At 62.4% G+C, this 19,346-nt stretch carries 19 protein-coding genes; 13 read left to right on the top strand and 6 right to left on the bottom strand.

Annotated elements, in window-relative coordinates; genetic code table 11:
• The first annotated feature begins 40 nt into the window (after positions 1-40).
• Positions 41-637 carry a D-alanyl-D-alanine dipeptidase gene (gene ddpX, locus AC1D13_RS11560; protein WP_457281333.1) on the top strand — a complete coding sequence of 199 codons (597 nt, stop codon included), beginning with the start codon at positions 41-43 and terminating at the stop codon, positions 635-637.
• Here ddpX and AC1D13_RS11555 read toward each other — a convergent pair.
• Positions 624-1,733 (bottom strand): mechanosensitive ion channel family protein, encoded by a 1,110-nt coding sequence (locus AC1D13_RS11555; RefSeq protein WP_477666501.1) that lies wholly within the window; start codon positions 1,731-1,733, stop codon positions 624-626. The genes ddpX and AC1D13_RS11555 overlap by 14 nt on opposite strands.
• Before the next feature lie 367 nt (positions 1,734-2,100).
• Between AC1D13_RS11555 and AC1D13_RS11550 the strand changes: the two genes are divergently transcribed.
• Positions 2,101-2,916, top strand: coding sequence for a siderophore-interacting protein (locus AC1D13_RS11550; protein ID WP_477666500.1), 816 nt, complete (start codon positions 2,101-2,103; stop codon positions 2,914-2,916).
• A 228-nt stretch (positions 2,917-3,144) separates the two neighbouring features.
• Here AC1D13_RS11550 and AC1D13_RS11545 read toward each other — a convergent pair whose 3' ends face one another.
• The 3 genes from AC1D13_RS11545 to pcaH all read right to left on the bottom strand — a co-directional run bounded on the left by AC1D13_RS11545 (position 3,145) and on the right by pcaH (position 5,090).
• Complete coding sequence (locus tag AC1D13_RS11545) at positions 3,145-3,528, bottom strand: VOC family protein (RefSeq protein ID WP_477666499.1); 384 nt, start codon at positions 3,526-3,528, stop codon at positions 3,145-3,147.
• Positions 3,529-3,751: 223 nt separating this feature from the next.
• Entirely contained in the window at positions 3,752-4,357 is a 606-nt protein-coding gene (pcaG, locus tag AC1D13_RS11540) for a protocatechuate 3,4-dioxygenase subunit alpha (RefSeq protein WP_477689555.1), read from the bottom strand.
• A gap of 19 nt (positions 4,358-4,376) precedes the next feature.
• Positions 4,377-5,090, bottom strand: coding sequence for a protocatechuate 3,4-dioxygenase subunit beta (pcaH, locus tag AC1D13_RS11535; RefSeq protein ID WP_477688311.1), 714 nt, complete (start codon positions 5,088-5,090; stop codon positions 4,377-4,379).
• A gap of 140 nt (positions 5,091-5,230) precedes the next feature.
• Here pcaH and pcaQ point away from each other — a divergent pair, with 140 nt between their 5' ends.
• Positions 5,231-6,187 (top strand): pca operon transcription factor PcaQ, encoded by a 957-nt coding sequence (gene pcaQ / locus AC1D13_RS11530; protein ID WP_477666496.1) that lies wholly within the window; start codon positions 5,231-5,233, stop codon positions 6,185-6,187.
• Here the strand turns inward: pcaQ and AC1D13_RS11525 are convergent.
• Complete coding sequence (locus AC1D13_RS11525) at positions 6,184-7,113, bottom strand: class I SAM-dependent methyltransferase (protein ID WP_477666495.1); 930 nt, start codon at positions 7,111-7,113, stop codon at positions 6,184-6,186. The genes pcaQ and AC1D13_RS11525 overlap by 4 nt on opposite strands.
• 125 nt (positions 7,114-7,238) lie before the next feature.
• On the opposite strand from AC1D13_RS11525, the gene AC1D13_RS11520 reads away from it, so the two are divergent.
• The 4 genes from AC1D13_RS11520 to AC1D13_RS11505 all read left to right on the top strand — a co-directional run bounded on the left by AC1D13_RS11520 (position 7,239) and on the right by AC1D13_RS11505 (position 10,715).
• On the top strand, positions 7,239-7,697 hold the full coding sequence (locus AC1D13_RS11520; RefSeq protein WP_477666494.1) for a MarR family winged helix-turn-helix transcriptional regulator: 459 nt from the start codon (positions 7,239-7,241) through the stop codon (positions 7,695-7,697).
• Positions 7,698-7,764: 67 nt separating this feature from the next.
• Positions 7,765-8,181, top strand: a complete 417-nt coding sequence (locus tag AC1D13_RS11515) for an organic hydroperoxide resistance protein (RefSeq protein WP_457281342.1) — start codon at positions 7,765-7,767, stop codon at positions 8,179-8,181.
• A 210-nt stretch (positions 8,182-8,391) separates the two neighbouring features.
• Positions 8,392-9,495: a DUF2855 family protein gene (locus AC1D13_RS11510; protein WP_477689554.1), complete on the top strand. Its 1,104-nt coding sequence runs from the start codon at positions 8,392-8,394 to the stop codon at positions 9,493-9,495.
• Between the two features lie 146 nt (positions 9,496-9,641).
• Entirely contained in the window at positions 9,642-10,715 is a 1,074-nt protein-coding gene (locus AC1D13_RS11505; protein WP_457281344.1) for a serine/threonine protein kinase, read from the top strand.
• 165 nt (positions 10,716-10,880) lie between these two features.
• Here the strand turns inward: AC1D13_RS11505 and htpG are convergent, their stop codons facing one another.
• Positions 10,881-12,770, bottom strand: a complete 1,890-nt coding sequence (gene htpG / locus AC1D13_RS11500) for a molecular chaperone HtpG (RefSeq protein ID WP_477689553.1) — start codon at positions 12,768-12,770, stop codon at positions 10,881-10,883.
• Positions 12,771-13,044: 274 nt separating this feature from the next.
• Between htpG and AC1D13_RS11495 the strand changes: the two genes are divergently transcribed.
• From AC1D13_RS11495 to AC1D13_RS11470, 6 genes are all read left to right on the top strand, one after another.
• Complete coding sequence (locus tag AC1D13_RS11495) at positions 13,045-13,512, top strand: Csu type fimbrial protein (RefSeq protein ID WP_348044688.1); 468 nt, start codon at positions 13,045-13,047, stop codon at positions 13,510-13,512.
• A gap of 37 nt (positions 13,513-13,549) precedes the next feature.
• Complete coding sequence (locus tag AC1D13_RS11490; RefSeq protein WP_457281346.1) at positions 13,550-14,104, top strand: hypothetical protein; 555 nt, start codon at positions 13,550-13,552, stop codon at positions 14,102-14,104.
• 2 nt (positions 14,105-14,106) lie between these two features.
• On the top strand, positions 14,107-14,838 hold the full coding sequence (locus tag AC1D13_RS11485) for a fimbrial biogenesis chaperone (protein WP_457281347.1): 732 nt from the start codon (positions 14,107-14,109) through the stop codon (positions 14,836-14,838).
• A 17-nt stretch (positions 14,839-14,855) separates the two neighbouring features.
• Positions 14,856-17,246: a fimbria/pilus outer membrane usher protein gene (locus AC1D13_RS11480; RefSeq protein ID WP_457281348.1), complete on the top strand. Its 2,391-nt coding sequence runs from the start codon at positions 14,856-14,858 to the stop codon at positions 17,244-17,246.
• A complete protein-coding gene (locus AC1D13_RS11475) occupies positions 17,243-18,109 on the top strand; it encodes a spore coat protein U domain-containing protein (RefSeq protein WP_477689552.1) in 867 nt (288 codons plus the stop codon). The genes AC1D13_RS11480 and AC1D13_RS11475 overlap by 4 nt, the downstream gene beginning before the upstream one ends.
• Positions 18,110-18,278: 169 nt before the next feature.
• Positions 18,279-19,175 (top strand): hypothetical protein, encoded by an 897-nt coding sequence (locus tag AC1D13_RS11470; RefSeq protein WP_477689551.1) that lies wholly within the window; start codon positions 18,279-18,281, stop codon positions 19,173-19,175.
• Positions 19,176-19,346: the final 171 nt, after the last annotated feature.

Below are 19,346 nucleotides of genomic sequence, written 5' to 3'. Positions count from 1 at the left end.
ATTGGCCTGCAGCCTTATTTTTTATAAATATCACCCGCCCATGGAAAATCTTTCACCGCTCGTTCCTGTCACAGAAGCCAGTCATGGCGTGGTGATCGACCTGATCTACGCAAGCACCAACAACTTCACCGGCCAGGTGATTTATGACAGCCCGCTGTGCTTCTTGCATCCGCAGGCAGACGCCGGCCTGCGCAAAGCCATAGCGGCCGCAAAAGACATGGGCTTTCAGCTCAAGATTTTCGACGCCTTCAGGCCGCAGGAAGCGCAGGAGGCACTTTGGGCCGTGGCGCCCAACCCCGCCTACATCGCCGATCCGGCCAAGGGCTCCAACCACACACGGGGCGTGGCGCTTGATGTCACGCTGCTGGCGCACGACGGGCAGGAGCTGGACATGGGCACGCCGGTCGACACCATGACGCACGGGTCCCATCACTTTCACACGGCACACCCTGTGGCCGTCCAGGTCAACCGCATGCGGCTGCTCACGGTCATGCTGGAAGCAGGCTTTGTGCACCACCCCAACGAATGGTGGCACTACCAGTTGCCGGACGCCAAAGGCTTTCCGCTGATCGACAGCCATGCCTTCATGCGCTGCGTGGGCGAGGGCCAGCAGCCCGCCCGGCTCAGGGCCGCCTGAGCTCGCCGGCCGGGCCGGCCACCGGCAGTTCCGCCGGCTGCCGCGACTCGGCCGACTCCGTACGCACCAGCGGCAAATGCTGCGGGTATTCGCGCTGCATGAAGTCCACCAGCGCCTCGCGCACCTTGCAGCGCAGGTCCCAGTTCAGGCTGGAGTTGGCGGAGGTCACCAGCACCCGCAGCTGCATGCTGCGCTCGCCCGCCTCCACCACCTGCAGCAGGCACAGCCGCTTGTCCCACTCGGGCGCTTCCTCGCAGGCGCGCCGTGCCGCGTCGCGCAGCGGGGCCAGGGGCGTGCGGTAGTCAACCCAGATAAAGACCGTGCCGATGATCTGGGCGCCGGTGCGCGTCCAGTTCTGGAACGGGTTTTCAATGAACCACTGCAACGGAACGATCAGGCGCCGCTCGTCCCAGATTTTTAGCACCACGTAAGTGCCGGTGATCTCCTCCACCCGGCCCCATTCGCCCTGCACGATCAGCACGTCGTCCAGGCGGATGGGCTGCGCCAGCGCCAGCTGCAGGCCGGCAATCAGGTTGCTGAACACGGGCCGCGCCGCGATACCGATCACCAGCCCCGCCACACCCGCCGAAGCCAGCAGGCTGGCCCCGAATTGGCGCGCGCCGGGAAAGGTCATCAGCATCAAGGCCAGCCCCGTCAGCAGCACGATGAACATGGCGGTGCGCGCCAGCATGCGGGTCTGCGTATGGATGCGGCGGGCGTTGAGGTTGTCCTCCACATCGACCGGGTGCAGGCCGATCACGCCCAGTGCGGCCCCGCGCGCCGCGCGCATGCCCGCCCAGGTCAGGGCGGCGAGCAGCAGCAGGCCATTGGCATGGCGCACCCCGTTGATCAGCGGAAAGGTATCCGGTGCGCTGTGCCAGACGATCTGCAGGGCAATCAGGGGCAGCAGCACCTGCACCGGAGAGCGGCATTGCTCTGCGACCCGGGCCATGACCGGCATGGAACGCGTCAGGCGCAGGACCACGACAGCGCCTATCGTGTGTACCACCAGCGCCAGGGCAACGCCGATGCAGGCCGCCAGCAACACGTGCAGCGACGAGTCGTCCGCCCAGGAAAGCAGTGCTGCGAAGTTCATTCAGTGGCCCCCTCGTTCACCCTTCAGCTCTCCGACGGCCCTGCACGACTTTGGGTGGCGCGGGGAAAGCGGAGGTTCCGATGGTGGTCATACGCTGGAGATGAAGTGGCAAATGGAAACGGGGGACGGAAAACGGGGAATGGGGTAACGCCGGGGGCCGGAGGCCTTGGGGCATGGGTAACAGCTCACGCCCGAGCTTTTTACTTTGCCCGTCCTTACTCTACTGCAGCAGAGTTGCGCCTCAAGTAGGACGCGTGCCAGTCTTTCCCCTGCAAACCATCAGTCCATTGCAATCAGATGATAATTATTCTCAATTAGAGTTTTAACCTGTGGGCCGCAGCATGCGCCGCCCTCCCTGAAAGACACCATGTCCACAACACCCTCAGCAGCCGTCCCTTCTCCCGACGCCGCGCCGCGCAAGCGCCGGCCGCCGCGCCATGTGCAGGTCACCCGCGTGCAAACCTTGAGCCCGCTGATGCGCCGCATCACGCTGCAAGGCGCTGAGCTGGAAGGCTTTGAGGTGGCCGACCCGGCCTGCTACATGAAACTGATTTTTCCTGAGCCAGGTCAGACCGAGCCCGAGCGCCCACTGCCCGATGGGCCGCGGCCGAAGTCCATGCGCACTTACACGCCGCTGGCAGTGCGCAACGATGTGCACGAGGTCGATGTGGATTTTGTGCTGCACGGCGACGGCCCTGCCTCCACCTGGGCTGCGCAGGCTCAACCGGGCCAGGTGCTGTATTTGATGGGCCCCGGCCCTGGCTACAAAGTTCAGCTGGATGCGCCTGCGCATTTCCTGATCGGTGACGACAGTGCCTTGCCCGCGTTTGAAACCATTCTGGCCGCCCTACCCGCCACGGCGCAGGCGCGCGTGCTGGTCGAAGTGGTGGATGCGGCGGAAGAACGCGCGCTGCACAGTGCTGCCAAAGTAGAAGCGCACTGGACCGCACGCGGCAGTGACAACACGCAGGCTGGCCAGGCACTGGAAGCCGCGTTGCGCAAAGCCGGCGCGCCCGCACCCGGCACGCGCATTTACCTGGCCTGCGAGGCCGCGGCCATGCGCCGCATTCGCAAGTTGCTGATTGAAGAGCTGGGCATGGAGCGTGGACACATCGTGGGCCGCGGTTACTGGAAGCTGGGCACCGTCAATCACCCGGATCACGATTACGGGGAGGGTGACTGAGCCCCCACGGTCGCTCACTTCGTGTAGCTCCCTGCCCCCCAAGGGGGCCGCCCGCCTGCGGTCTGGCAAAGCCAGTCCCGCGGCTCATGCTGGGTTAAGAATTCAGGAGCGTAACAGGGGCGAAGTTATTTACCAGCGGGGGCCGAGGGTCCGGCTTCGCCGGCCCCAGGCGCCGCCCCCTTGAGGGGGGAACAGGCTACACGCAGTGAGCCTGGACGGGGGTGGATCTCATCCACGCGCATAACTCACCGTGAGCATCTCCCACTGGTGTCCTTCGGGCTCGTTCCAGTAGATGCCCTTGCCGCCAAGGTATGTGCTGACCTGCATGTCCATGGGGCCGCGAACCGAGCTACGGTATTGGATTCCTGCCGCCTGGATGCGCCCCAGGATCGCATCGAATTCCTGCTCGCTCACGCGAAAGCAGAAATGCTCGACGGGAAAGTCTTCGTCGGTGTCGATGAAGTCCAGCGTCAAGCCGTCGTTGATGTAGACGGCTGAAAAAGGCCCTATCGTGGTTTCAGCCCACCGCACGCCGAGCAGCTCTGCCAAAAACCTGGCCGAAGCCACCTTGTCTCGCGCCGATACGATGAAGTGGTCCAGATGAATGGTCATGGCAGGCCTCTTGATGGTGATGGCCTGTTTTATAGCGTGTGCGGGCCGCGCCTGTACACCAGCGTGCGTAACAACCTTCATGGCGGCGTTGCCGCCATGGCCGCATGGCTGTAGCCTTACGGGCGGTTCTTATAAGAAAAGTGGGCGTAGGCCAATAGGGACGAGCGCAACAAGCTATCTTATTGATAGCAGACAAGGCCAGCCGCACAACCCCGGTCCACACTCACAGGTCGAAGAACACCGTCTCCTTGCCGGCCGCGCTGTCCTGCATGCGGATGTCGAATCGGTAAACCGGTCCGGCGCCCGTCATGTCGCGTTGGGCAACCAGGGTGGCACGCCGTTCGGCCGGCACGCTGGCCAGCACCGCGTCTTTGCCGTTCACTTCCGCCTCATCATCAAAGTAGATACGCGTGAAGGTATGCACCAGCAGGCCGCGCATGGTGACGCAGACGTTGATGAACGGTGCTTGCCCCGCCACAGCGCCGGGCTTGACGGTGAAGAATTCGTAATGGCTTTGCGGCAGGGTGCCGGTGCCGCAGCGGCCAAAGCCGGTGAAGCCGCGTGCTTCGGCATCGGCCACCGACGAGATGGGCTGCCCGCTGCCGTCGGGCTGGGCAATCTCGACCATCGCGTCCATCACGGCATTGCCGGCGCCGTCAAACACCTGGCCGGTGATACGGATGTGCTCGCCCTTGGCATTCGGCTGGGCCAGCACGGGCGTGAACAGGCTTTTGAGGTCGTAGCCGTATTGCGTAGGTGTGAGGCCATAGGCAAAGAAGGGGCCGACGGTTTGCGAAGGGGTTTGTTTAAGTGGGCTTGTAGTCGTCATGGCGTTGTCTTCCTGCCGCTTATTCAAAACGCGTGGCTTTGGGGCCGCGCAGCACGATGTCGAACACATAACCGAGCGCGTAGTCGGGCTGGGTCACGTCGAGACTGAATTTCGAGACCATCAGCTCGCGCACGCTTTCGGGCGCGCCCATGTACATGGGGTCGTAGCCGAGCAGCGGGTCGCCGGGGAAATACATCTGCGTCACCAGGCGGCTGGCGAAGTAATCACCAAACAGCGAGAAGTGAATATGCTGCGGCCGCCAGGCGTTGGGGTGGTTGCCCCAGGGGTAGGCACCGGGCTTGATGGTCTTGAAGCTGTAGCGGCCTTCGTTGTCGGTCATGCAGCGGCCGGCACCCAGGAAGTTCGGGTCCAGCGGCGCGTCGTGCTGGTCGACCTTGTGCACGTAGCGGCCCGCCGCATTGGCTTGCCAGACTTCCACCAGCGTGTTGCGCACGGGGCGGCCGTCTTCGTCCAGCACGCGGCCGGTGACGATGATGCGTTCACCCAGCGGGTCGCCATTCATGACGGCGTTTTTGGTCAGGTCGCTGTCCAGCGGGCCGAACTGCCCGGCGCCATAGACGGGCGCATTGAGCTGCGCCAGCGCCTGCTTGATGGGCACCAGCGGCTGCTTGGGGCCGCGCAGCAAGGTGGATTTGTAGCCGGGATAAATATGGGGCGAATGGCTGGTCCAGTCGCGTGGGGCCAGAAAACTGTTGTTCAGGTCGGGTTTCATCGATGTCTCCAATGGGTTGCATGCGCTGGCGCCCTGGTCGCGGCGCGCTTTTCTACGCTGCCGCGACTTTAATCGGCCTCAATGGTTATGTATATTGACATTTTCTCGACTTATCCATAACCAAATGGTCAAATTGGAGCATGGTCGATGAACGCATCAAATACCGGCACCTGCAGTGCTTTCTGGCGGTGGCGCAGCATGGCAGCCTGCAAAAGGCGGCCGACGTGCTCGCCATCACGCAGCCCGCCGTATCCAAAACCCTGAAAGAACTTGAGGGCCTGCTGGCGGTGCGATTGTTTGAGCGCGGGCGCAAGGGCGCCGTGCCCACGCGCGAGGGCGAAGCCTTTTTGCGGCATGCCGGCGCCAGCGTGAGCGCGCTGCGCGAAGCTGTCGCCAGCGTTGCGCAGACGCGGCGGCAGGGCAGCGCGGTGATTGCCATCGGTGTGCTGCCGACGGTGGCACCGTGGCTGATGCCCTTGCTGCTGGCGCGGCAAGAGGCCCAGTCCGGGCCGGATGCGCACACCAGCCTGCGCATCCAGACCGGCGCCAACCCAGAACTGCTGGCCAGCCTGCGCCAGCGCGCGCTGGATTTGGTGATTGGGCGTTTTGCCGAACCGGCCCATATGCTGGGCCTGACGTTTGAGCACCTGTATGCCGACCCACTGGTACTGGCGGTACGCCCCGACCACCCGCTGCTGGCGCAAGCAGGGCGCAAGGCCGATCCGCTGGTCGGCTTGCAGGCCTTCACCACGATCCTGCCCACGCAGGGCACGGCCATACGCCATACCGCCGACGGATTTTTCCTCACACGCGGCCTGCCGCCCCCCGTGCGCCTGGTCGAAACGCTGTCGGTGTCCATCGCACGCGGCTACACGCAGCAAAGCGATGCAGTCTGGCTTTCGCCGCTGGGGGCTGTGCGGCCGGACCTGGACAAGGGCACGCTGGTGCGCCTGCCCGTCAGCATGGCCGGCACCGAAGAGCTGGTGGGGTTGACGCTGCGCGCCGACATGGCGCCCACCGAGGCTCAGCACCAGCTGATCACCACCATCCGGGTGCTGGCGGCAGAGCGCCGCAGCGAAGCGCCGGCCCTGCTCTAGGCTGGCTCGGCCTGCACCGCAAAGCGGGCGGTCAGTTCACCCAGGCCCAACTCTTCAAGCACCTCACGCAAACGCGCTTGGGCGGCACGGGTTTTACCGGCCTGCGGCTGCGCAGGCCGGCTGGCAAGAATGAGTTCGTTCTTCATCGAATGCTCCCAGCCCACGAGCTCGGTCACGGTGACCTGGTAGCCGTTGGCTTCGAGCTGCAGGCAGCGCAACACATTGGTGATCTGGCTGCCGAATTCACGCGTGTGCAGCGGGTGCCGCCAGAGTTCGGCCAGCGGCGTGCGAGACAGTGACAGCGCACGGCTTTTTTTCAGCACACCGGCCACTTCAGCCTGGCAGCACGGCACCAGCACCATGTGGCGGGCATTTTTGGCCAGCCCGAATGCAATGGCGTCATCGGTGGCGGTGTCGCAGGCATGCAGGGCGGTGACGATGTCCACGGTGGGCGGGAGTTCAGCCGAAGTGGTGGCCTCCTGCACCGACAGATTCAGGAACGACATGCGCGCAAAACCCAGCCGCTGGGCCAGCACGCGTGACTTTTCAACCAGCTCGGCACGCGTTTCAATGCCGTACACATGGCCTGCGGTTTTTTCGCCGCGGTGCGCGACATTAAAGAACAGGTCGTACAGGATGAAGCCCAGGTAGGACTTGCCGGCGCCGTGGTCGGCCAGGCTGAAGGCGGCCTTCTCCGCAGCCACCTCATTGAGCAAGGGCTCGATGAACTGGTACAGGTGATAGACCTGCTTGAGCTTGCGCCGCGTGTCCTGGTTGAGCTTGCCTTCGCGCGTGAGGATGTGCAGTTCCTTGAGCAGCTCGATCGACTGGCCGGGGCGAAGTTCTTCGATGATTTGTGCTGCGGATGCGGGCTTTCCTGAGCCCTTCGAAGGCTTTGCCGCGCGCGCGGTGCTGGGTGTTTGCATGGCCTCAAGTTTAGTGGCGCGCCCCCGGTACAGGCGGCCCCGGTGCAAAGCCCCTGGAAGTCGGCATGGAACATCCGGAAACAATTAACTTGCACACAATTTAATTGCTCGCTATAATTCATCCTATGCCCAACAAAACCGACACCGCCAATGCCACTGACGCCATGCTGCAGCTGGACAACCAGCTGTGTTTTGCGCTGTATTCCACCTCTTTGGCCATGACCAAGCTGTACAAGCCCCTGCTCGAAGAGCTGGGCCTCACGTACCCGCAATACCTCGCGATGCTGGTGCTGTGGGAGCAAGACGGCCTGACGGTCTCGGAACTCGGTGAACGGCTCTATCTGGACTCGGGCACGCTGACCCCGCTGCTCAAGCGCATGGAATCCGCCGGGCTGGTATCACGCATCCGCGCGGTGGAAGACGAGCGCCGCGTTCACATCACGCTGACGGCGGCTGGCCGCAAGCTCAAGGCCAAGGCCGCCAAGATTCCGGGTTGCATCCTGAGCGCCACCCAATGCTCGATTCCCGAGCTGGTGTCGCTGACGCAGCAGGTGCAGTCGTTTCGCAACCGCCTCACCGCCTGATTTCTTTCACCATTTCACTGAATTTTTAACCCGCCCCGATCCGGGGTATTTTCCAAAGGAAGCCACCATGACCACACTCGAAAAAGTTCTCTACACCGCCCACGCCCACACCACCGGCGGCCGTGACGGCAAGTCCAAGACCGACGACGGCCGCCTGGACGTCACGCTGAGCTCGCCCGGCACCGCCGGCACCGGCACCAACCCCGAGCAGTTGTTTGCTGCCGGCTACGCAGCCTGCTTCATCGGCGCGATGAAGGCTGTCGGCGGCATGAAGAAAATCGACGTGCCTGCAGACGTTTCCATCGACTCCAGCGTTGACCTCGGCAAGATCCCGAACGGCTACGGCATCGCCGTGCGCCTGGACATCACCCTGCCCGGCATGGACCGCGCCGCTGCACAAGCGCTGGTGGATGCAGCCCACCAGGTTTGTCCGTACTCCAACGCCACCCGCGGCAACATTGATGTTGTGATCACCCTGAAGTAATAGAGCCCCGGCTCATGCTGGATTGAAGAGTTCAGTGACGTAACCCAGCGGGGTATTCACCAGTGGGGGCCGAGGGTCCGGCTTCGCCGGCCCCAGGCGCCGCCCCCTCGAGGGGGGAACAAGCTACACGCAGTGAGCTTGGACGGGGGGGTGTCACTAATGCGGCCCGCCGGTGTTGAACCGGCGGGCCGTTTCATTTACGGTGTGCGCATGAACACCGCAGCTTCAACCACCTTCCAGGTCCGAAAGGACGCCCTTGCCGAAACCCGCTGGCATACCGATGCGCCTCTGCCGCTCACGCCCGGCCAGGTGCGGCTCGGCATCGAATCATTTGCGCTGACCTCCAACAACATCACCTATGCGGCCTTCGGTGACGCGATGAACTACTGGCAGTTTTTCCCGACCGGCGAAGAGAGCTGGGGCAGCATCCCCGTCTGGGGTTTTGCCGTGGTGGCGGAGTCGCAATGCGAAGGCGTGGCTGTGGGGGAGAAGTTTTACGGCTACTACCCCATGGCCAGCGAGCTGGTGCTGCAGCCGGCGCGCGTGACGCCCGCCGGTTTTTTCGACGGCGCTGCGCACCGGCGGCCCCTGCCGGTCGCCTACAACCAGTACATGCGCTGCAGCGCGGACCCGTTTTATGACGCGGCCACCGAAGATGTGCAGTCGCTTCTGCGGCCGCTGTTCATCACCTCCTTCCTGATTGACGACTTCCTGGCGGACAACGGCTTCTTCGGTGCCAATGCCATGCTGCTGTCCAGCGCCTCCAGCAAGACGGCGTATGGCACGGCTTTCCAGCTGGCCAAGCGGCCGGGCATCGAGGTGATCGCCCTCACGTCGCCAGGCAACGTCGCTTTTTGTGAAAGCCTGGGGTGCTACAGCCGTGTGGTGACCTATGACCAGCTCGACGCGATTGGCGCCGACACGGCTTGCGTTTACGTCGACTTCGCGGGCAGCGCCAGCCTGCGCCAGCGCATTCACAGCCGCTTTGGCCAGCTTCGCTACAACTGCTCGATAGGCGGCACGCATGTGGACGACCTGGCCGCCAAAGGCAGCGCCAAGGAGTTGCCCGGCCCCCGGCCCACGCTGTTCTTTGCGCCTTCGCAGGTCAAGAAACGCATCACCGACTGGGGCAAAGAAGGCTTTGGAAAGCAGCTGGTGCGCGCCTGGCGGGATTTCACGCGGCAAGTGACGGGCGCCAAAACGCCTTGGCTCATCGCCCAGCGGCATGCCGGGCAAGTTGCGGTGCAAGCCGCTTACCAGGAAGTGCTGGCCGGCAAGGGAGACCCGCGCACCGGCCACATCCTGCAGCCCTGATTCTTTCCGCCTTCAACGGACAGGCGCTATGGTTTTTATAGCTGTTCGCGCTCGTTTTCATTGGGCCACAGGCCTTTTTCATCCGAGAAACAGGCGATTACAAGCCCCTGCTGGCAGCGCACCATCATCTGCGCCGACAATCAGGCATGACAGAAAAACACAAGGCTGAGGCGCACGCAACGCTGCACGCGTACGAGACATTGACACCCGACGTGGTGCTCGATGCGCTGGCCAGCGTCGGTTTGCTGGGCGACGGCCGCCTGATGGCACTTTCAAGCTACGAGAACCGGGTTTACCAGATTCACCTGGAGAGCCCCGTGGGTGACGCCGACCTGGCGGGCGATGTCGTGGTGGCCAAGTTTTACCGGCCGGACCGCTGGACCGACGAACAGATTGCCGAAGAACACGCCTTTGCCGCCGAGCTGATGGCCGCCGAGATACCGGTGGTGGGCGCGCTGGTGCTGGAAGGCCGCACCGTGCACCACTTCAAGGGCTTCAGTTTCAGCGTTTCGCCCAGCCGCGGCGGGCGGCGGCCCGAGCTGGACAACCTGGAAGTGCTGGAGTGGATAGGCCGTTTCCTGGCCCGCATCCACACCGTCGGCAGCGCCAAGCCCTTTGCGCACCGGCCGGCCCTGAACCTGCAAACCTTTGGTTATGCCTCGCGCGACATCCTGCTGGCGGGCAGCGACCATGGTGCCAAAGGTTCCCACGGCTACATCCCGCTGGACATGGAGTCGCGCTGGCGCAAGGCCTTTGAAGAAGCCATGCTGGTGGCGCAAACAATATTTGAAAGCGTGGGCGACGTGAAAAACCTGCGCCTGCACGGTGACTGCCACCCCGGCAACATCTTGTGGACGCCCGAGGGCCTGCCGCTGGCCGGCCCGCATTTTGTCGACCTGGACGATGCGCGTACGGGGCCGGCGGTGCAGGATTTGTGGATGCTGGTGTCAGGCGACCGCGCGCAGTGCACCCGCCAGTTGGGTGCGCTGGTGGACGGGTATGAGGAGTTTCGCGAATTCGACCGGCGTGAGCTTGCGCTGATCGAGCCGCTGCGCACGCTGCGCCTGGTGCACTACAGCGCCTGGCTGGCGCAGCGCTGGCATGACCCGATCTTCCCGATCAACTTCCCCTGGTTCGGCTCCAGCGACTACTGGAAGAGCCAGGTCGACATGCTGGAAGAGCAAACCGAGGCCATGCAGGATCCGCCGCTGGTGTGCTGAGGGACTGCTGGCTCTCTCCAGGCAGTCAGCCATGTCCATGCTGTCGCTATGAATTTAATAGCTGCTCGCGCACACCCTTAAAGGGCCAGAGGCCGAATTGACTCACAAAAAGGCCTCTCTCCGCCTTTCTGGAGGCCCTGTATTCGCTCAGCCGGCGCGCGGTGCCTACACCAGCAACGCGTTCACCCGGCGCACGTATGCCGCCGGGTCTTCAGGCATGCCGCCTTCGGCCAGCAAGGCCTGGTCAAACAGGATGTGGGCCAGGTCGTCAAAATGCGCACCGTCCACGCCAGCCTCGAGCTTTTTGACCAGCGGGTGCTGGGCATTGACTTCCAGGATGGGCTTGGACTCGGGCACGGCCTGGCCGGCCTGCTTGAGCATGCGGGCCAGCTGGGTCGACATGTCGCCGTCCTGCACCACAAGGCAGGCAGGTGAGTCGACGAGGCGCGAGGTGGCGCGCACATCCTTGGCTTTGTCTTTCAATGCTTCTTTCAGCTTGTCGAGGATGGGCTTGAACTGTGTCTGCGCCTCTTCGGCGGCCTTCTTCTCGTCTTCGTCCTGCAGCTTGCCCAGGTCTACCGCCCCCTTGGCGACCGACTGCAGCGGCGTGCCGTCAAAGTCGTGCAGGTAATTGAGCGCCCACTCGTCCACGCGGTCGGCCATCAACAGCACTTCGATGCCTTTCTTGCGGAAAATTTCGAGCTGGGGGCTGTTCTTTGCCGCGGCCAGTGTGTCGGCGGTGATGTAGTAGATCGCGTCCTGGCCTTCCTTCATGCGGGCTTTGTAGTCGGCAAAGCCCACGCTGACGGTATCCGTCGTTGAGCTGGCAAAGCGCAGCAGCCTGGCCAGTCGCTCGCGGTTGGCAAAGTCTTCGCCCAGGCCTTCCTTGAGCACGGCGCCGAACTCGCCATAAAAAGCCTTGAACTTGTCGGCGTCATTGGCGGCCAGGTCTTCAATCATCGACAACACGCGCTTGGTGCAGCCTTCGCGGATTGCCTTGACGGCGCGGCTTTCCTGCAGCAATTCGCGCGAGACATTGAGCGGCAGGTCGGACGAGTCCACCACACCCTTGACGAAGCGCAGGTAGGTCGGCATCAGCGCCTGGGCGTCGTCCATGATGAAGACGCGCTTGACGTAGAGCTTGACGCCCGCAGCCTTGTCGCGGTTGAACATGTCCATGGGCGCCTTGGCCGGGATGAACAGCAGCTGCGTGTATTCGGTGGCGCCTTCCACGCGGTTGTGCGTGGTGGCCAGCGGCGCTTCGCTGTCGTAGCTGATCTGCTTGTAGAACTCGTCGTACTGGTCTTGCGTGATGTCTTTTTTGGCGCGCGTCCACAGCGCCGCGGCCTGGTTGACGGTTTCCCATTCGCCGGTCACCACCATCTCGCCGGGCTGGTCGTTTTCGCCTTCCTTCCATGCTTCTTTCTGCATCAGGATGGGCAGCGAAATGTGGTCGGAGTATTTGTTGATGATGCCTTTGAGTTTCCAGGCGTTCAGGTAGTCGAGCGACTCTTCTTTCAGGTGCAGGATGATGCTGCTTCCGCGCTCGGCGCGTTCGAGCTCGCTGACTTCAAACTCGCCAGTGCCGTCGCTGCTCCAACGCACACCCTGGTTTGCCGGAAGGCCGGCGCGGCGGCTTTCCACTGCGATGCGGTCGGCCACGATAAAGCCCGAATAAAACCCGACGCCGAACTGGCCGATCAGCTGCGCGTCATTCTTCTGGTCGCCCGAGAGTTTGGCCATGAAGTCGCGCGTGCCGCTCTTGGCAATCGTGCCGAGGTTGTCGATGGCTTCCTGCTGCGACAGGCCGATGCCGTTGTCGGTGATGGTCAACGTACCGGCCGCCTTGTCAAAGCTCACTTTCACCTTGAGCTCGGGATCACTTTCATACAGCGACGCATCGTTCAACGCTTCGAAGCGCAGCTTGTCGCAGGCATCCGACGCGTTGGAAACCAGCTCGCGCAAGAAGATGTCCGGGTTCGAGTACAGGGAGTGCGTGACCAGCTTGAGCAGCTGCGCGACTTCGGCTTGAAAAGACAGGGTTTGTTTCTGCATGGTTTGAGGCATGGTTGTTTCAGGTTTGTTACTGATTCACTGGATCCGGAAAGAAAAAGCCGTTTCAGACGGCAGTATTTACGCTTGTTACTTGTAAGTCTTTTGACTCTATTTATGAATAAATCCAATAATTTCAACGGTTTGACGTGACAAATTCCCCACTAGAGTGCGCTGTTACAGATACAAATCACCCGATTTCAGAAATATCTAGTTACAGTCCATTCACCTTCACATTTCCCTTGTTTGTTATTCGTTTTTTAACTGGAGAACAGTCATGAAAAAGCTCATTTTAGTAATCGCCCTCGGCCTTGCCGCTATCGCCACCCTGCCTGCTTACGCTGCCACGGCTGCCGGCACCTTCAACGTGGTGATCAACCTGACCTCGAAGTGCGAGATCAACTCCACCAACGCCGCCACCGGCGCGGTCATCAACAACGTGGTGTTCAACTACACCTCGTTCCAGACCACGGCGGCCACCTCCACCGGCGGCGGTTTCAATGTTCGTTGCACCAACTCCCTGCCTTACACCCTGGCACTGAGCAACTCCGGCGTGACCGATGATGCCGTCAACCTGGCTTATACCCTGGCACTGAGCGCTGCTGCGGGCACCGGCAACGGCACCGACCAGGCCTTCACGGTCAACGGCACCATGGCCGCCGGCCAGGCTGGTACCTGCGCCACGGCGACTTGCACCAATACCGCCGCGACCAACAAGACCAAGACCCTGACGATCACCTACTGATCGCCCCCCGGGCTTGATGTCAGCCACGTCGACAGTCATGATCCGCAAGGCCGCCTTCGGTGTTCTCCTGATGCTTGCCGCTGCTGCCTGCTTTGCGGGCGCGGCGGCGGGGCAGTTGTCGGTCCAGATCACGCTGAACGTCCCGGGAAACACCACCGGCAATGGCAACGCCTGTACCAGCGCCACCGGCTCTGGCGGCAGCGGCGCCTCGGTACAGGTGACCTGCAATTCGAATGTCTTTGTCAATATCTCGCAAGTCCGCAGCCTAGGGGATGCCCGCTTCATGCCCGGTTACCGGCCCACGCGGGACTCCCTGCTGCCCGACTACTGCCGCAATGAGTTGTCCCGCAACGACCCTGGCGCCCGCTTTACCTGCCGGCTTCAAGACCAGCGCCAGGTGGCCACGGCCGATGAAGAATCGGATGACGGCTGGGAAATCGAAAGCCGGCGTTACGCCCTTGACACAGATGCCGCAGCGGTTGAAAAACAGGCCCGTTTGCGGCTTCAGGATGACCGCGGTACCGTGACGGCACTGCACCTCGCCCATGCCGGTAACCTCTCTAAATCGGTTGAGATGCTGGTATCCTTCTGAGGATGAACGTCTCACAGCGCCGAAGCAAGCTTGTTACCTACGCCTTCCTGCTAAGCCTGCTGGGGCCTTGGGCGGCTGCTACGGCAGGCGTTTTTTCCGTGACACCGGTGCGGCTCTACATGACCCCGCGCGATCGCGCCATCGCCGTCACACTGTCCAACGAAGCCGATACCGAAGTCGTGCTGCAGGCTGACATCAACACCTGGACCCAGAAACCCGACGGTACTGACGAACTCGTCCTGACCGAAGATCTGATCCTGGCCCCTCCCATCATCAAGCTGGCACCCAAGGCCCGGCAAGTGGTACGCCTTGCCCTGCTGAAACCCGCAGATGCAAGCCGGCAGCTGACCTATCGCATGATCATTCGCGAAGTTCCTGAAGCTGTACCCGCAACTGGCATTCAGGTTCCCATCGCGCTGGCCTTGAGCATGCCCGTGTTCATCACGCCCCCTGTGGCCAAACGCCAGGTTAGTTGCACTAACCAGCTGGCGGACGCCAAAACCCTCAACCTGCAATGCAGCAATACCGGTACGGCTTACGCCCAGATACGGGAAGCGACCGTTACGCGCAGCACACAAGTCCTGGCCCGGTTTGAGGGTGGCAGTTACATCCTGCCCGGTGCCCGTAAAACGGTCGGGCTTAAGGCAGAGCAGGCCCTTACAAAAGGGGACGCCCAACTGGTGGTGACCTTTGATGACGGACAAAGCCTGACGACCAGCATCACGCTGCCTTGATTTGGTACCCGATTTCAATGAGGCGCTGGTGGACTTTACGAAAACACCCCGTAGCGATTGGCATTGCAGGCCTTTGTTACGGCCTGCTGGCACACGCCCAGACACCCGCCTCCTCTAATGCGCCGCCAGCGGCCCGGTCATCCAGCGACCGGCTCCTTCCGCTGGAAGTCTTCATCAACAGCACCAAGGGCGGCGTCTGGACCCTGCTTGAGCGCAACGGCATCCTGTATGCGCCGGAAGATGCCTTTGAAGAGTGGCGGCTGAACCATCGGCCCAGCGCGCAGGACGTTGATTTCCAGGGCCAAAAGTGGTTTCCGCTGTCTGCTATTCCGGGATTCGAAGCGCGGCTGAATTTTGCCGACCAGTCAGTGGATCTGGTGTTTTCGCCGGCCGCCTTCAACGCCGTGCGCCTGACGCAGGAATCGGCCATGCGCCCTCCGCTGTCACCGTCGATTCCCGCCGCATTTGCCAACTATGACCTGAACTACATCACCACCCGCAACCGCGTCGGCGGCAACACCATGGACTCGAAAGACCTGGGTGCCCTGACTGAATTCGGCGTGTCGGGCGAGATGGGGCTGTTGACAAGCAGCTACGTGGGTCGCAACCTCATCAGCCAGGACCCGACGCTCAAGGCCTCATGGCGTCGGCTTGAAACCACCTACACCCGGAATTTCCTGGACAGCAACAGCTCCCTGCGACTGGGTGACAGCAGCACGCGAACCGGCATTTCGGGACGCCAGGTGTATTTCGGCGGGATCCAGTTCAGCAAAAACTTCTCGCTGCAACCAGGCTTCGTCACCCAGCCCATTCCCACGGTGACCGGCCTGTCGGCGGCGCCCAGCACCGTTGAGCTCTATGTCAACGACGCACTGCGGCAAACTTCCAAGGTCCCATCCGGCCCCTTCAGTATCGACAACTTTCCCGCGTTGACCGGCGCCGGGGAAGCCCGCGTGGTGGTGCGCGACATCCTGGGCCGGGAGACCGTCATTACCCAGTCTTTTTTCAGCAATGCCAACCTGCTGGAAGAAAACCTCAGCGACTGGAGCTTTGAGCTGGGGGCCGTACGCCGCGATCTCGGGCTCGAGAATGCCGACTATGGTGATCGCTTCGTTTCTGGCCTCTGGCGCCAGGGTCTGAGCAAAAGCCTCACGGTCGAGGCCAACGGCGAATGGTCGAAGTCTCTGATGCGCGCCGGCGCCGGCGCCAGCTATGAGCTGCCCTTCCAGATGCTGGGGCAGACAGCGTTTTCGGCCAGCCGCAGCGACGCGGCGGGCCAAGGCACCAACTGGATGGTCGGGGTCGAGCGCAGCGGACTGCGGCACGGCGTGTCACTCAGCGCGGAAGGCGCATCGCGCGGCTACCGGCAAATCGGTATCGATACGCCATCGCCCCGCCTGCAAACCACCGCCAGTTACAGCTACAGCAGCGACAACTTCGGCGCCTTCAACGTGAGTTACGCTGGCTTTGACAACTACGACCTCGGAAAGCTCAACACTCTCAGTGTGAATTACACCCTGCGCCTCGGTCAACGCGCAGCCCTGACTTTGAGCGCCACCCGCCTCAGCGGCATCAGCTCGGGGACCTCAGTGGGCGCCACCCTGATCGTGCCGCTTGAAAATCGGGTCACCATCGCCGCAGGTGTCACTACCCGCAGTGGAAGCACCGAAGGATATGTAAACGCCAGCCGAGCAGTGAGTGCCGAAACCGGCTGGGGCTGGCGAACGGCGCTGGGCTCCCGTGCGGACGGCCGCTATGCGGAAGGCGGCGCTTATTACCAGGGCACCAAGGGCCTGTTTTCGGCTGACGTCAGCAATGGAGAGAGCCAGCAAAACCTGCGCCTGGGCCTGATCGGGGGCATGGTGGCGGCCGAAGGCCAAGTCTTTGCCACGCGCCGCGTACAGGAAAGCTTTGCCATTGTCGAGGTGCCAGGTTATGCCAACGTGGGCGTGGGCTTCCAGGGCAGTACCCTGACCCGAACCAATTCAGACGGCGTCGCGCTGCTGCCGCGCCTGCTACCGTTCCAGCGCAACAGCGTACGCCTGGATCCGAGCGAGCTGCCGATCAGCGCCGAACTCGACTCCATCGAGCTCGAAGCCGTGCCGGCGCTTCGGGGTGCGGTCAAGATCGCGTTTCCCGTCCGCTCAGGACGGGGCGCCTTGATTCGTATTGAGCTGGACGATGGCGAGCCGGCGCCCTCGGGTGCAGAGGTTGAGCTGATCGGCGACAAGAAAGAGTTTTTTACCGCTCGCCGCGGCGAGGCCTTTGTCACCGGGCTGCAGGCCCAGAACCGCCTGCGCCTGAAATGGAACGGGGCTACCTGCACATTTGCGGTGGAGTTGCCGCCCGGCAACCTTGAGGATATCGCCCGGGTAGGCCCGGTACGCTGCAGTGGTGTCAAACGATGATTGACACCAAACCCTGGCGCCTCGCCGCTGCGGCCTGCCTGTCCCTGCTGGGCGCGGCACCGGCCTGGGCCGCGCTGATCTGCAACGCCACGGCGACGCCTGTGCAGACGGTGTACTTTGAGAACGACCCGAATCCCACAGACGGCGCGTGGACCGTGACGATCAACTGCACGCGCGGCCCCACAGATCCAGCCAGCTCAGACTACACCTTGCAGGCCGATAACGGCTTCAACCCCACCGGGAACACCAACCAGGCGGTCAACGGCAACGGCCAGACCAACCGCATCGCTTACGAGCTTTACAGGACGGCACCAGGCAACGGCGCATGGGGCGGAACCACGGCCACTGACTTCGCCGGAACGGTCAACTTCGGCGGCGCCCTGACGGCCAGTGCCACCCATGTCTTCTACAGCCGCATAGCGGCCGGGCTTAACAAGAGCGCCAAACTCTTCACCGACACCGTGACCATGCGTCTGCGCTATGACAACGGCCCCGGCAACGTGGATGTCTTCCCCACATTCCCCGTGAGCATCAACAACCAGTCCGTCTGTCTGCTCAGCACGCCGCCGGGCAACATCCAGTTCAACTACGCATCCTTTCAGCTCGCCGCGGCCGCAGCCAGCACGGCATATGCCGTGCGCTGCACCATCGGCGAAACCTACACCATGGCGCTGGACGCGACGGCGGGAAACCTGCTCGCGCTCAATTACACCCTGGCTTTGAGCAATCCCGCAGGTCAGACCGGTACCGGCTTCCCGCAGAATTTCACGATCAACGGAACCATCCCAGGCGGCCAATCCGGCACCTGCGCAACGGGCACGTGCACCAGCACGCAGACGCGAACCCTGACCATTACTTACTGACATCCATCTTGTTTTCCGTCGGCGTGATTTTTGTCACGATTTTTCGACACCAGTACCCACGGGGAACGACGCAATACGGCACCATGCACAGTACTGCTACAAAACGTTACCATCAGCAGTTAGAAGTCGTCCCGCCAGCGAAGGCCCGGGCGATTAACGGAGCCCATCGATGAGTGTCTCTTACGCATTGCGCATTGCCCTGGCAGCCCTGCTGTGCACCTGCGCGCTGCAAGCTAAAGCAGCCATTACCTGCACACTCGCAGCCACGTCTGTAGACCTCAATTACACCAACGGGGCCGCCGCCGCCAATGCCAGCGGCACCATCACCGTGAACTGCACCCGGCTGTCGACGGACGCCAACAGCACCACTTATTGGGTCAGCATTGATTACGGCAGCCGCACGGGCCTCTCCCGCCGGGTTTTCCGTCACGGCGGCGGCACCATCAATGCCGACCGGCTCGATGTCAATATCTACAAGAATGCGACCACGACCGACTGGGTCAATACCGGCACCGGGCGGGTGAATGGGACCTTGAATTTTGGCGCTGCGCTAAGCGCCAGCACCACCCTGACCTACAACTTCCGCGTGGTGGCCGGACAAACCGGAAACACGGCAGGCATTTATGACGAAACCTTTATCACGACCCTTCAGCTAGCCACTGCCGGCCCCGTCGTTGCCACCACGACCTTTACACCCACCGTGAGCATCATCGCCCAATGCTTTGTGGGGCAGGTGGCTGCAGGCAATACGGCCCCGGGCGCCATTTCTCCGTCCACACTGACGCTGAACTACATCTCTTTTGCGCCCACCCCCCAGACCAGTACCATGAACTTCACGGTCGACTGCACTCGCGGCACCAGTTATGCCCTGGCGCTATCGCCGGCAGCGGGCACATTGCTGGGTCTCAACTACACGTTGGCACTCAGCAGTGCAAGCGCAACGGGCGATGGCCGGGCTCAGCCCTATACGGTGACAGGCACCATTGCAGCCGGCCAGGCGGGCACCTGTTCCACAGCCACCTGCACTGCCACCCAGACCGGGGTTACGGTCACCGTCACCTATTAACACTAACGGCCAGCGCGCATCCCTGGCGCGCTATTAGCAAGCGCCTGCCGCCGGGCGCTTTGCTGTTTTTATGCCCAATAAGGGCAGCATTCCACAGCCCTGTCGCGCCCCAATTGAGGCTGACACCCCTCATACTGAAGAAAACCCCAATAAAATTTGGATTTCATCAAT

The organism is Polaromonas sp. P1_E12 (genome assembly GCF_056405975.1).
The sequence above is the reverse complement of the archived record's forward strand: the minus strand, read 5'-3'. Positions and strand labels throughout refer to the sequence as shown.

Coding starts and splice junctions, on each gene's coding strand:
- ddpX (WP_457281333.1), top strand. CDS start 41: ATGGAAAATCTTTCACCGCTCGTTCCTGTCACAGAAGCCAGTCATGGC.
- AC1D13_RS11555 (WP_477666501.1), bottom strand. CDS start 1,733: ATGAACTTCGCAGCACTGCTTTCCTGGGCGGACGACTCGTCGCTGCAC.
- AC1D13_RS11550 (WP_477666500.1), top strand. CDS start 2,101: ATGTCCACAACACCCTCAGCAGCCGTCCCTTCTCCCGACGCCGCGCCG.
- AC1D13_RS11545 (WP_477666499.1), bottom strand. CDS start 3,528: ATGACCATTCATCTGGACCACTTCATCGTATCGGCGCGAGACAAGGTG.
- pcaG (WP_477689555.1), bottom strand. CDS start 4,357: ATGACGACTACAAGCCCACTTAAACAAACCCCTTCGCAAACCGTCGGC.
- pcaH (WP_477688311.1), bottom strand. CDS start 5,090: ATGAAACCCGACCTGAACAACAGTTTTCTGGCCCCACGCGACTGGACC.
- pcaQ (WP_477666496.1), top strand. CDS start 5,231: ATGGTCGATGAACGCATCAAATACCGGCACCTGCAGTGCTTTCTGGCG.
- AC1D13_RS11525 (WP_477666495.1), bottom strand. CDS start 7,113: ATGCAAACACCCAGCACCGCGCGCGCGGCAAAGCCTTCGAAGGGCTCA.
- AC1D13_RS11520 (WP_477666494.1), top strand. CDS start 7,239: ATGCCCAACAAAACCGACACCGCCAATGCCACTGACGCCATGCTGCAG.
- AC1D13_RS11515 (WP_457281342.1), top strand. CDS start 7,765: ATGACCACACTCGAAAAAGTTCTCTACACCGCCCACGCCCACACCACC.
- AC1D13_RS11510 (WP_477689554.1), top strand. CDS start 8,392: ATGAACACCGCAGCTTCAACCACCTTCCAGGTCCGAAAGGACGCCCTT.
- AC1D13_RS11505 (WP_457281344.1), top strand. CDS start 9,642: ATGACAGAAAAACACAAGGCTGAGGCGCACGCAACGCTGCACGCGTAC.
- htpG (WP_477689553.1), bottom strand. CDS start 12,770: ATGCAGAAACAAACCCTGTCTTTTCAAGCCGAAGTCGCGCAGCTGCTC.
- AC1D13_RS11495 (WP_348044688.1), top strand. CDS start 13,045: ATGAAAAAGCTCATTTTAGTAATCGCCCTCGGCCTTGCCGCTATCGCC.
- AC1D13_RS11490 (WP_457281346.1), top strand. CDS start 13,550: ATGATCCGCAAGGCCGCCTTCGGTGTTCTCCTGATGCTTGCCGCTGCT.
- AC1D13_RS11485 (WP_457281347.1), top strand. CDS start 14,107: ATGAACGTCTCACAGCGCCGAAGCAAGCTTGTTACCTACGCCTTCCTG.
- AC1D13_RS11480 (WP_457281348.1), top strand. CDS start 14,856: ATGAGGCGCTGGTGGACTTTACGAAAACACCCCGTAGCGATTGGCATT.
- AC1D13_RS11475 (WP_477689552.1), top strand. CDS start 17,243: ATGATTGACACCAAACCCTGGCGCCTCGCCGCTGCGGCCTGCCTGTCC.
- AC1D13_RS11470 (WP_477689551.1), top strand. CDS start 18,279: ATGAGTGTCTCTTACGCATTGCGCATTGCCCTGGCAGCCCTGCTGTGC.